This is a genomic window from Achromobacter sp. UMC71, assembly GCF_014170305.1.
Lineage (GTDB): Bacteria > Pseudomonadota > Gammaproteobacteria > Burkholderiales > Burkholderiaceae_B > Achromobacter.
This window is the reverse complement of sequence record NZ_LZZT01000005.1, coordinates 43960-55737: the sequence shown is the minus strand read 5'-3', so window position 1 is coordinate 55737 and position 11778 is coordinate 43960. Positions and strand designations below refer to the sequence as shown.

General features: G+C 68.6%; 9 protein-coding genes. 6 read left to right on the top strand and 3 right to left on the bottom strand.

Going from position 1 to position 11778, the window contains the following annotated elements; translation table 11 throughout:
- Together A9974_RS01620 and A9974_RS01615 are read right to left on the bottom strand one after the other, a co-directional pair.
- Window positions 1-677, bottom strand: a 677-nt coding sequence (locus A9974_RS01620; protein ID WP_255467967.1) for a DUF502 domain-containing protein, incomplete at its 3' end; no start/stop codon positions are given.
- 108 nt (window positions 678-785) lie between these two features.
- Entirely contained in the window at window positions 786-1253 is a 468-nt protein-coding gene (locus A9974_RS01615; RefSeq protein WP_054422406.1) for a winged helix-turn-helix transcriptional regulator, read from the bottom strand.
- Between the two features lie 135 nt (window positions 1254-1388).
- Here A9974_RS01615 and A9974_RS01610 point away from each other — a divergent pair, with 135 nt between their 5' ends.
- From A9974_RS01610 to A9974_RS01585, 6 genes are all read left to right on the top strand, one after another.
- Entirely contained in the window at window positions 1389-2690 is a 1302-nt protein-coding gene (locus A9974_RS01610; protein WP_183002444.1) for a D-amino acid dehydrogenase, read from the top strand.
- A 124-nt stretch (window positions 2691-2814) separates the two neighbouring features.
- The gene (locus A9974_RS01605; RefSeq protein ID WP_183002443.1) at window positions 2815-3954 is read left to right on the top strand and encodes a DNA repair exonuclease; all 1140 of its coding nucleotides are present in this window, start codon (window positions 2815-2817) and stop codon (window positions 3952-3954) included.
- The gene (locus A9974_RS01600; protein ID WP_183002442.1) at window positions 3951-6584 is read left to right on the top strand and encodes an AAA family ATPase; all 2634 of its coding nucleotides are present in this window, start codon (window positions 3951-3953) and stop codon (window positions 6582-6584) included. Before A9974_RS01605 ends, A9974_RS01600 begins: the two co-directional genes overlap by 4 nt.
- Window positions 6581-7441 carry a MurR/RpiR family transcriptional regulator gene (locus A9974_RS01595; protein WP_183002441.1) on the top strand — a complete coding sequence of 287 codons (861 nt, stop codon included), beginning with the start codon at window positions 6581-6583 and terminating at the stop codon, window positions 7439-7441. The genes A9974_RS01600 and A9974_RS01595 overlap by 4 nt, the downstream gene beginning before the upstream one ends.
- Before the next feature lie 127 nt (window positions 7442-7568).
- Complete coding sequence (locus tag A9974_RS01590; protein WP_183002440.1) at window positions 7569-9086, top strand: M81 family metallopeptidase; 1518 nt, start codon at window positions 7569-7571, stop codon at window positions 9084-9086.
- Window positions 9087-9570: 484 nt separating this feature from the next.
- The gene (locus tag A9974_RS01585; RefSeq protein WP_183002439.1) at window positions 9571-10449 is read left to right on the top strand and encodes a DMT family transporter; all 879 of its coding nucleotides are present in this window, start codon (window positions 9571-9573) and stop codon (window positions 10447-10449) included.
- Window positions 10450-10558: 109 nt separating this feature from the next.
- Here A9974_RS01585 and A9974_RS01580 read toward each other — a convergent pair whose 3' ends face one another.
- The gene (locus tag A9974_RS01580; protein ID WP_183002438.1) at window positions 10559-11440 is read right to left on the bottom strand and encodes a hypothetical protein; all 882 of its coding nucleotides are present in this window, start codon (window positions 11438-11440) and stop codon (window positions 10559-10561) included.
- Between the last annotated feature and the right edge of the window lie 338 nt (window positions 11441-11778).

Below are 11778 nucleotides of genomic sequence, written 5' to 3'. Positions count from 1 at the left end.
GTGCCCGTGGGGGGGGGGCCAGGGGGAACACCCGGCGCGCCGGCGGGCAGGTCGCCTACGGGCATGTCACCGGTGACCGGACGCGCGGCGCCGGACTCGGAGCGCGCCATCCAGGCAATCAGCGACGAGCGCATGGCTTCCTCGACCGACATCTGGATCGGTTGCACCCATTCCTGCGGCACGAAGACGGTGTAGCCGCCGATCATATAGCCCATGGGCAGGTACACCGCCACGCGGTCGCCCTGGGTAAAGCCCTCGGGCAGGCCGTCCAGGTTGCGGCGGGTGACCAGGCCCACCAGTTCCAGCTGCTGGCCCGGGATGCGCAGCACCACGACCTGCTGGGCCGTGCTCTTGGAACTGGGCGAGAAGTAATCGGCAAAGCTCTTGAGCGACGAATAGATGCTCTTGACCACGGGCAGGTTGGTGAAGGGCATTTCCACCAGCAGCAGCACGCGCTGCACGCGCTCTTTGGACACCAGGTAGCCGATGGCCAGGATGCCCAGGATGCCCAGCAACAGGCCCAGCCCGGGGAAGTAGAAGCCGCCGATGAACGGGCGCAGGAAGGTCAGCGCCACGGCTTCCGTCCAGGCCAGGAAGATATAGAGCAGGTAGATCGTCAGCGCCAGCGGCAGGACGGTGATCAGGCCGCGGAAGAAGTATTTGTAAAGACGGGTCATAGTCGAAAAGCCAAGAAAATCAGGGTCGGCAGGCGCGGGGCGCGGTCCGGAACGGCCGCCAGCATAGCAGCCGGCGGCATCCGGTCTGGTAACAAGGCGCGGGAAGCGTTACCGGTCGACGGGCAGGTACAGGGTCTCCTTGATTTCCTCCATCACCACATAACTGCGCGATTCCGCCGAGGCGGGCAGTCGCTTGAGGATTTCACCAAGCAGACGCCGGTATTCGTTCATTTCGGTCAGGCGAGCCTTGACCAGGTAGTCGAAGTCGCCCGACACCAGGTGGCATTCCATGACCTCGGGCACATACAGCAATTCTTTTTTCACCTTGTCGAACACATCGCCCGACTTGGCCGACAGCTTGATTTCCAGGAACACCAGCAGGTTCTTGCCCAGCGCGGCCGGATTGACGCGCGCATGGTAACCGGTGATGACGCCCTCGCGCTCCATGCGCTTGACCCGGTCCGAGCAGGGGGTGGCCGACAGGCTGACCCGCTCGGCCAATTCAGTGACGGAAATGCGGCCCTCGCGCTGCAGGATGTCGAGGATTTTCAGGTCGATACGGTCCAGGTCGCGCATTTCACTTTTGCCGGGCAAAAAAGAAGGGGTGTCCGAGAAAAAGCACTGCCAAAGAAAAATAATCAGTGTTTTTCACTGTGATGAGGCTCATAGACTACCGAAATTCCTGACCAAAACCAAACTTCGGAAAGAATCATGCATGTGATCGTCCTCGGCAGCGGCGTCATCGGCACCACGACCGCCTATTATCTGGCCCGCCAGGGCGCCAAAGTCACGGTGCTGGACCGCCAGCCCGGCGCCGCCCAGGAAACCAGCTACGCCAACGCCGGCCAGGTGTCGCCGGGGTATTCCACACCCTGGGCCGCGCCCGGCATTCCGCTCAAGGCGATCAAGTGGCTGTTCAAGAAGCATGCACCGCTGGCGATCCGCCTGGACGGCAGCCTGTACCAGCTGAAATGGATGGCGGCGATGCTGGCCAACTGTTCGGCCGAGCGCTACGCCGTCAACAAGGAACGCATGCTGCGCCTGGCTGAATACAGCCGCGACTGCCTGCGCGAATTGCGCATCGACACCGGCATCCACTACGAAGAGCGTACCCGCGGCACGCTGCAGCTGTTCCGCACCGACGCCCAGATGGAAGCCGCGCGCCGCGACATCGCCGTGCTCGAGGAAGTCGGCGTGCCCTACGAATTGCTGGACCGCAACCGCCTGGTCGGCGCCGAACCCGCGCTGGCCCGCTCGCTGCACAAGCTGGCTGGCGGCCTGCGCCTGCCCAACGACGAAACCGGCGACTGCCGCCTGTTCACCACCCGCCTGGCCGAGATGGCCGCGGCGCTGGGGGTGGACTTCCGCTACAACCAGCAGGTGGCCGGCCTGAACACGGCCGGCGGCCAGATCACTGGCGTGCGCGTCGGCGGCCAGGTGCTTACCGCCGACCGCTATGTGGCTGCCTTCGGCAGCTACACCCGTGGCTTCCTGGAGCCGCTGGGCCTGGACCTGCCGGTGTACCCGGTCAAGGGGTACTCGCTGACCATCCCCATGAAGGACGAGGCCGCCGCGCCGGTGTCCACCATCCTGGACGAAACCTACAAGATCGCCGTCACGCGTTTCGACGACCGCATCCGCGTGGGCGGCATGGCCGAATTGTCGGGCTTCGACCTGCGCCTGAAAGACGCGCGCCGCAAGACGCTGGAACTGGTCGTGAACGACCTGTTCCCCGACAGCGGCGACGTGGCCCGCGCCGAATTCTGGACCGGCCTGCGCCCCATGACGCCGGACAGCACGCCGGTCGTCGGCCCTACGCGCTACGGCAACCTGTTCCTGAACACTGGCCACGGCACCCTGGGTTGGACCATGGCTTGCGGCTCGGGCAAGCTGGTGGCCGACCAGGTCATGGGCCAGCGTCCGCAGATCCGCACCGACGGCCTGGACCTGTCGCGCTACGACCGCCACAAGGCCGCCCACCGGCCGCTGGTGCTGGACAGCAAGGGCGCCTGAACCGCACGCGCGCATCGTCTTCCCCGGGCGCCGGCCATCAGCCGGCGCCTCGATGGCCCGCCCGGCGCAAGATGCCGGCCGGGCCATTGTTCTTTCGCGCCCCGGCGGCCTCTACAATCCGGGCATGACTCATTTCCTGCACACCGCCGATTGGCAGATCGGCCGTCAATACGGCCAGTTTGAAACCGACGACGCCGCCTTGCTGGCCGAGGCCCGTTTCGACGTCGTGGCGCGCATCGCGGCGCTGGCCGCCGAGCGCCAGGTGGACGCGGTGCTGGTGGCCGGCGACGTGTTCGATACGCAGGGCGTGTCCGACCGCACGATCCGCCGCCTGTTCGCCGCGCTGGCGGCCTACGGCGGGCCTTGGGTCATGATCGCCGGCAACCACGACGCCGCGCTGGCCGACAGCGTCTGGAGCCGCGCGGCGCAACTGGACTGCATTCCAGCCAACGTGCATGTGCCGCTGCGCACCGGCGTGGTGGACCTGGCGGCGCAGAACCTGGCCGTGCTGGCCGCGCCGCTGACCCAGCGCCATACCTATGACGACGTGACGCAGGCCTTTGACGCCCTGGATACCGAGCCCGGCCGCCTGCGCATCGGCCTGGCGCATGGCAGCGTTGCGGGCCGGTTGCCCGACACCATCGATGCTACCAACCCCATCGCGCCCGACCGCGCCGTCCGAGCGCGGCTCGACTACCTGGCGCTGGGCGACTGGCATGGCTGTCTGTCCATCGACGAGCGCACCTGGTATGCCGGCACGCCCGAGCAAGACCGTTTCCGCGGCAACGAGCCCGGCTACACACTGGACGTGCGCATCGCCGCGCCGGGGGCGGTGCCAGTGGTGGAACGCGTGGCGACCGGCAAGTACCGCTGGTCCGCCTGGACCGAAACGCTGAGCCTGCCGACCGACGCCCAGGCCCTGGCGCAACGCCTGGCCGTGCTGCGAGCCGAAGACGTGCTGCGTCTCGAGGTGCAAGGCCACGCCAACGTGCCTACCTGGGAGGCCCTGCAACGGGCGGTGGACCAGGCCGCGGCGCAGGCAAGGGCGGTATTGGCCGACTTTTCCGGGCTATTGCTCGAACCCGACGAGGCCGATCTGGCTCAGTTGGGTACCAGCGGCTATGTGGGCGAAGTGGCGGCGCAATTGCAGGCGTTGCAGGCCGATCCCGAGCAGGCGGCCGTGGCCAGCGAGGCGCTGCGGCTACTGTTGCGGTTCCAGCGCGATGGGGCGGGGCGCGACGCCGCCCAAGGGGGCGCGCAATGAAGCTGTCGCGCATCGCCCTGGAAGAATTCCGCAAGTTCCGCCAGCCTTTGGTGCTGGACAACCTGCAAGACGGCCTGAATCTGTTCGTCGGCCCCAACGAGGCCGGCAAGAGCACGGTGGCGGCCGCCATCCGTGCCGCATTCCTGGAACGCTACAGCACCCGCACCGTGTCCGACCTGGCGCCTCGCGGCGAGTCCGGCGCGCGTCCTGGCGTTGAGCTGGCGTTCACCCATGCCGGCCACGACTACCTGCTGAAAAAGCAGTTCCTGTCGCGCGCCCGCTGTGAATTGCTGATCGATAACGGCGCCCAGCGCCTGGAAGGCGAAGAAGCCGAGAACGCGCTGGCTGCATTGCTGGGGTTCGAGCTGGCCACGCGCGGGCAAAGCAAGCCCGACTTGGCCGGCGTGCCCGGTTTGCTGTGGATCCAGCAGGGTGACGGCCAGAACCTGCAAGCGGCCGCGGGCCATGCCGGCGGCCATGTGCGCGACGCCTTGACGCAACTGTCGGGCGAGCTGGCATCGGGGGATGGCGACCGGCTCTACGAACGCGTGAGCGCCGAACGCGCCGCGCTGCTGGATGCGCGTAACGGGCGCCCCAAGGGCATCTACAAGGACGCCGAAGACGCCTTGGCCAGCGCGCTGGCCGAACGCGACGCCTGCGCTGCGGCCAAAGCCCAGCTGGACGCCGACGTCGACCGGCTGGCCAGCCTGCGTTTCGAGCATGCGCGTGCCGAGGCGAGCCAGCCGTGGAAAGACTTCGAGGCGCGCGCGGCCGACGCCCGGGCCCGCCTGGCCGCGGTCGCCAAAGAGCGCGAGGCGTTCGAAGGACTGCAACGCGAACAGCGCCAGGCCGCGCAGACACTGGCGGTGCTGCAAGAGCAGGTGCGCCGCGACCAGCAGGACGAGGCCGACCTGCGAGCCCTGACGGATGAGGCCGCCGCCGCGCGCGCCCGCGTGCAAGCGGCGCAGGAACCCTTGGCCCGCGCCCGCAAGCAGCGGGACACGCATGCCGCCGCTGCCGAACAGGCCCGCCAGCGCGTCGCGGCGGTCCAGGCCGTGGCCGACCGGCGCGACCTGGAACACCAGCTGCATCAGCTGGACCGCGACGTCGAACGCCTGGACGGGGCGCTGAAAGAGGCCGCCCACCTCATCGAACAAGGCTCGGCCCTGAAGGCCGAGGCCGTGCGCATCGAGATTGCCGACGCCGACATCCAGGCGCTGCGCAAGAGCGAGCGCGCCTTGGGTGACCTGCAATTGCAGCAGCAGGCCATCGCTACGCGTGTGTCCTATGCGTTCGAACACGGCCGCGAGGCGCGGCTGGACGGCGCTGCGCTGAGCGGCAACGGTGAAGTGCTGCTGACCGCCGCCGCCGAGCTCGATTTGCCCGGCATGGGCCGCCTGCGTATCGAACCGGGCGGCAAGGACCTGCCGGCGCTGATGCGCGAGCTGAGCGAGGCGCGCGCCGCCAGCGCCGCGCTGCTGTCGCGCCTGGGAGTGGCCAATGCCGCTGATGCCGAAGAACGCCACGCCCGCGCCGCTGCCTTGCAGCGCGAGCTGGACGCCATGCGCAAGACCCTGGCCATTCATGCCCCCAAGGGCATCGATGTGCTGCGCGGCCAGCGCGACGAAGCGCTGGCGCGCCGCAGCGCCTTGCGCGAGCGGCTGGCGGCCTTGCCGCCCGCCACCGATACAGACGATGGACTGCCTGCCGCCCGCCAGGCGCTGCGCGACGCCGAAAGCAGCGCGGCCCAGCGCGCACTGGATGCGGACAGCGCCCGTGCCCAATTGCTGGAAACGCAGGCAGCCGCGCGCGGCGCGGACCTGCAATCGCCCGAGCGCGCGGCGCAGCGGCAGGCCCGCGCCGCCCGGCTGGCCGAGGCGCGCAGCGGCCATGACCTGCTCGAACAGCGCCTGCAAGCGGCCCAGGCCGCGCTGGCCGCACTGCGTCCCGAGCTGCTGGAACAGGATGCGGTGCGGTTTGAAAAGTCCGCGGCGATCGAACGCGACGCCCAGCACAAGCGCCATAGCGATATCCAGCAACTGCTAGGCAAGCTGGAACAGGCCGGCGCACAAGGCCTGGGTGAACGGTTGTCCGAGGCGCAGGCGGCCTGCGAGCGCCTGCAACGCCGCCGCGACGAATTCCAGCGCCGCGCGCAAGCACTTGACCTGCTGTCCACGCTGCTGGCCGGCAAGCGCGACGCCGCCACCCAACGCTTGCAAGCGCCGCTGGCGCGCCGCCTGAGCCATTACCTGGGGCTGCTGTTCCCGGATTCCGCGCTGCGGCTCGATGACGCGCTGCTGCCCGCGGCCTTGCAGCGCGCAGGCGCGGAAGACCCGCTGGATGCGCTCAGCTTCGGCACGCGCGAACAGCTCGGCATCCTGGCGCGCTTTGCCTACGCCGACCTGCTGCGCGAAGCCGGACGGCCGACCCTGCTGGTGCTGGACGACGCATTGGTACATACCGACGATGGCCGCCGCGACCTGATGAAGCGCGCGCTATTCGACGCGGCAACGCGCCATCAGGTCCTGATGTTCACCTGCCACGGCGACGCATGGCGCGACCTGGGCGTGGAGCAACGCCGCATCGGCGAATCGATGCATACCGGCAGCGCAACCCCGGAGATTCCGTGAAAGCCCGACAGCAGATCATTGACGGTTTCGATGCCCTGAGCCCGCGGCTGCAAGTGGCGGCACGCTTTGTCATCGACCATCCGAACGAAGTCGTCATCGCCTCGATGCGCACGCTGGCCGAACGCGCCGGCGTGCCGCCGGCCACGCTGGTGCGGTTGGCGCAGCAATTGGGCTACGGTGGCTGGCCCGACTTGAAATCGGCGTTCGCCGACGACCTGGGGCTGAACGGCAAGGGCTACGGCGAACGCGCCCGCAGCCTGGCGCGGCGCAGCCGCCGGCCGGATCTGCTGGACGATCTGTTCCTGGCGCAGCAAACGGCCCTGGCTGCCACCGCCGAGCAATGCCTGCCGGCGCTCAAGGCTGCCGCCAAGCTGCTCAAGCAGGCGCGCCAGGTGCACGTGGCGGGTTTTCGCGCCAGCTTTCCCATCGCCTATTCGCTGGTCTACGGCTACCGGCTGTTCCGCAACAGCGTGCAACTGGTCGACGGGCTCGGCGGCAATCTGCAGATGCAATTACGCGCCATTGAACCCAAGGACGTAGTGGTGGCCATCAGTTTCGCGCCGTACTCCAGCGAAAGCCTGGTGGTGGCGCAGGCGGCCCAGGCGGCCGGCGCGCCGCTGATCGCGCTGACCGACAGCGACGCCTCGCCATTGGCCCGCGCCGCACAGGTGGCCGTGCTGTATTCCGTGGCGGGCGCCTCGTTCTTTCCGTCGGTGACTGCCGCGATGGGCGTGACCGAAGCGCTGCTGGGGCTGCTGGTCGCCGAAGGCGGCGACGACGTGGCGGCGCGCCTGCAGCGCAACGAACGCGACCTGGTCGAATCCGGCGCCTACCTGCCCGTGGGCTCCCGATACTGATTTCCAGCCGTGCAAACCCGGGATTGCGCCGGGTGAGTCCCTTTGTTAAGGTGCTATGAAACAAACGTTTCTTATAAATAAATAGAGATTCGTTCGTTTCCACACACGGCCGCAAAGGACACGGACAATGAACAAGCCCTGGCGCGTCGCCATCGCGGGGTTCCATATCGAATCGGTCAGCTTCCTGCCGATCGAGGCTACCCGCGCCGATTTCGACGCGGTTGCGCTGCGCGGCGAGCGCATCCTGACCGAGCTGCGCGGCACCAACACCGTCGCCGGCGGTTTCATCCAGGTCTGCGAGGCACAGGGCGTCGACATGGTGCCGCTGGTGCATACCGCGCTGGGCGCGGTGGGGCCGGCCTCCGACGAGGCGGTGGCCTGCTATGCCGAAGAGATCGCCCAAGGCATACGCCAGCATGCCGGCACGCTGGACGGCGTGTTGCTGTTTCTGCACGGCGGCTGCTGGGCGCCGTCATACCCGGATCCCGAACGCCATTTCCTGCGCCTGGCGCGCCAGGCCCTGGGGCCGGATAAGCCGCTGATGGTGGCGTTCGACTACCACGGCAACCTGGACGCGGACACGCTGGAGCACGTCACGGCGGCGTTCTCCTACCGCCAATCGCCGCACACCGATACCGGCGCAACCGGCGCGCGGGCGGCCGACTGCCTGATGCGCACGCTGCGCGGCGAGATTGCGCCGGTCTGGGCCATCGCCAAGCCCGATGTGCTGGTGCCCAGCATCTTCAGCGCCACCGCCTTGCAGCCGCTGGCTGGCATCATTGACGCGGGGCATCGCCTGGACGCGGCCTGCGAGGGCTACAGCGATACGTCCGTCATGGCGGGTTTCTCGTACGCCGATGCGCACAACACGGGTTTTTCGGTGCTGTGCGTGCGCGATGGGGACCATGCTGGCGCGCAGGCCGCGGCCGACGCGCTGGCCGGCCAGATCCGGGCGCAGCGCCATGCCCTGTACCGGCCGTTGCCGGTGCACGAGATCGGCGCCGCGGTGGACCATGTGCTGGGGCGGCTGGCGCAGGAGCCCGCGGCGGGGCGGCCCTATGTGCTGCTGGAACATGCCGACAGGATGAATGATTCGACCTACCTGCTGGAGGCGTTGCTGCAGCGTGGGGTGACGCGCGCGGCGGTGCCGTTCATCTGGGACGCCGCGGCGGCCCGCCGGGCGGCCGCGGCGGGCGCGGGCCAACGCATCCGGCTGCGGCTGGGTGCGCACAGTTCCGACAAGGCCGGGCCCAAGCTCGAGGTCGAGGCGCGCGTTGTCTGGGCCGGACCCAAGCAGTACCGGGTATCGGGCGCCTACATGCGCGGCATGCCCGTGGACCTGGGTCTTAGCGCCTTGCTGGACGTGAACGGCATCTCGGTCAGCGTCGTCAGCCATTTCGCCTTCGCGGTGGACGGCGATGCCTTCACGCAGTTCGGCCTGCGGCCCGAGGATTTCGACATCATCGTGCTGCGCTCCAAAACCCACTTCCGCGCGTTCTACGAACCCTTGGCGCGCGAGATCCTGATCGTCGATACGCCCGACTACGGCGTGGCCGACCTGCGCCAGCTGCCGTACCGGCATGTCGACGTCACGCGTGCCTTTCCGTTTGTCGATACGCCCGCGGACCACGCCGGTTCGGCTTGACGGCGGACGGCGTCGCCGGTAGCCTACACAGGCTCATTTCCGAACCTCTTCCGATCCGCATGCCCGACCTCACGCCTTACGCCGGTTCCGCCTTCGCTGCCCATGCAGCGGGTGCCGGCGCGCGCGCGGGGCGTCCGTATGCCGCATCGCCTCCTGTTGTTGCTCCTGTCGTTTGCGCGGTCGTCTCGCCGCCGCAGTCGCCGCCGATGGTCGTCCGGCCGGTCGTGCGCCCCGTGGCATCGCCACCGGTCGCGCCGCCGCACGCCGTCGTCGTCGGTGTTTCGGGCGCTTATCCGCCCGTCACGGCCGTCGTCGGCTGACCGCCCCAAACTTCCCGCTCCCGCCTTGTTGCCCGAGTCATCCGCGCTGATGCGCTGACGCCTACGCGTCCGCCAGCCGCATGTCCGTGCTTGGCCTTTCCGCGCACCCCTTGGCGCCGGCTGGCCGCGGGAGCCTGTTCATACCCCGACAGGTAGAAATTCCTATGTCTTTCAATCGCAATGCGTGGACCGCCTACGGCTCCACCACCTTGTTCGTGCTGCTGTGGAGCGGCGGCGCGATCTTCGCCAAATGGGGCCTGGCACACGCCTCGGCCTTTGGCTTTCTGCTCACGCGCTTCATCCTGGCTCTGTCCGTGCTGCTGGCGCTGGTCTGGCTGCGGCGCGGGCGCTGGCTGCCGGCGCCGGGCACGCGCGGCATCGTGGCGCTGACGGGCCTGCTGCTGATTGGCAGCTATTCCATCTGCTATCTGCTGGCGCTGGACCACGGCATCACGCCCGGGGTGCTGGCCACGCTGCTGGGCGCGCAACCCATCCTGACCCTGGCGCTGATGGAACGGCGCTATCCGCCCGCGCGGCTGGCGGGCTTGTTCCTGGCCCTGTGCGGCTTGGTGATGGTGGTCTACCAGAGCATCGGCATGGCGCGCTTTTCCGTAGCCGGCATGGTATTCGCGTTTGCCGCGTTGGGCAGCATGACCGCGGGCGCGATCCTGCAGAAACGCGTGCGGCAGGCACCCATGGACGTGATGCCGCTGCAGTACGCCGTCAGCCTGGCGCTGTGCCTGCTGTTCGTGCCGTTCCAGCCTATCCGCGTGGAGTGGAACGTGGGCTTCATCGTGCCCCTGCTGTGGATGGGACTGGTGATTTCGGTGGGCGCCACGCTGCTGTTCTACCGCATGATCCAGGCGGGCAACCTCGTCAACGTCACCAGCCTGTTCTATCTGGTGCCGGCCGGTACGGCGGCGCTGGACTACGTGGTGCTGGGCAACCGCCTGTCCGCGCTGAGCCTGGCCGGCATGGCGGCGATCCTGCTCGGGTTGATGCTGGTGTTGCGTACGCCGGCGGCCTCCCGGTCTACGGGCTGAAGCAGTGTATGGCGCGATGTCGTTGGACAACGTTGCGCCGGGTCCTGCCTGGCGTGGCTGCTTCAGGCCGGACCCGGCAGGGCCGGATGGCAGTTCGAGAGAGGGCGCGCTACGCGTGCGCCGCCTGTTCCTGGCCGGCCCAGTGGCCGCTGACCAGTTGGGCTGGTCGTTCGCGGGCCTCGACGCGCGCGCACACCGGCCACGCATCCAGCCGCACGTTCAGTCCGGCATACACGCCATGGCCGGCCCCGGCTTCGATGCGGCCCTCGGCGCGCACGCCTTCGCCGGCCCGGATCGATCCTTCCGCGCAGATATCCTCACCCGCGATCAAGCCCCAGCCCGTGGCCAGATGGCCGCCGCAGCGGATCGTGGCGCCCGCCTGGATGCCGCTGGCGGCGTCGATGTCCTTGCCGGCCTGCACCTTGCCGCCGGCCTTGATGCCCTGACCGCATTTGATGGCGCCTTGAACCTGGATGTCCTGACCGGCCCGCAGATGGCCGGTCACGGCCAGGTCTTGCCCGGCGCAGATGTCCCACTTGGCGCGCAGGTTGCCGCGGCAGTCCAGCGCTGTCGCGACCTCGATGCCCCATTCGGCCGACACGTCACCCCCCGCGCGCAGATCGCCGGCGCTGGCGAGGTTGCCGCCGGCCACAATGTTCTCGCCCGCCACGATCGATTCCCCGGCGCGGATGCCGCCTCCGGTGATGATGCTGCGTCCGGCGCGCACCACGCTATCCACGGTGATGCCCATGCGCACTTCCAGCGTGCCGGCAAAGACGATGGCGTTGGCATCCAGCGTGTCCAGCTTGAGCACGGCGTCGGTCGGGCCGAACTGGTCCAGCAGCCAGCAGGCGTCGCCGACGCGCCCGTCGGCCACCAGGGCATCCAGGACGGCCTGATAGTCCCCCTGTCCGTTGTGGTCCCTCAGGAACCATTTGTAGCCCCCGGCGCAGGGGTTCTTGGCTTTGACGAATTTCTTGGTGAGTTGCATGGCGCTAATCGGCGATCAAGGCGTGACGCCGCCGCCGGACAAGGCCGGCAGGCGGAGCGGAAACGTGGCCAGACGCCCGGCCGTACGGCAGGGCAGTCATGCCGGATGGCGTTCGGCCTCGGCGCGCGGGCCGTCAAACGGTCAGGCGTACCCAGGGCCGGCGACAGGCCGGTGGCGGAGAGAGCGGGAGGGGAGAGGCCGGGCGATCAGCCGGGCTTGGAGCGCGCGTAGGCGGAACGCGCGGCGACTTCCTGCGAGCTCAACAAGGTCGAGCGCAGGGCGCAGAGGGCGCAGGCAGCGGATGAGAGAAGAGAGAATTCGGTTCGCACGGGGCGAAT

Bases quoted from the DNA above. Each gene is read 5' to 3' on its own strand.
- A9974_RS01610 (WP_183002444.1), top strand. From the start codon at position 1,389: ATGCATGTGATCGTCCTCGGCAGCGGCGTCATCGGCACCACGACCGCC.
- A9974_RS01600 (WP_183002442.1), top strand. From the start codon at position 3,951: ATGAAGCTGTCGCGCATCGCCCTGGAAGAATTCCGCAAGTTCCGCCAG.
- A9974_RS01585 (WP_183002439.1), top strand. From the start codon at position 9,571: ATGTCTTTCAATCGCAATGCGTGGACCGCCTACGGCTCCACCACCTTG.
- A9974_RS01605 (WP_183002443.1), top strand. From the start codon at position 2,815: ATGACTCATTTCCTGCACACCGCCGATTGGCAGATCGGCCGTCAATAC.
- A9974_RS01580 (WP_183002438.1), bottom strand. From the start codon at position 11,440: ATGCAACTCACCAAGAAATTCGTCAAAGCCAAGAACCCCTGCGCCGGG.
- A9974_RS01615 (WP_054422406.1), bottom strand. From the start codon at position 1,253: ATGCGCGACCTGGACCGTATCGACCTGAAAATCCTCGACATCCTGCAG.
- A9974_RS01590 (WP_183002440.1), top strand. From the start codon at position 7,569: ATGAACAAGCCCTGGCGCGTCGCCATCGCGGGGTTCCATATCGAATCG.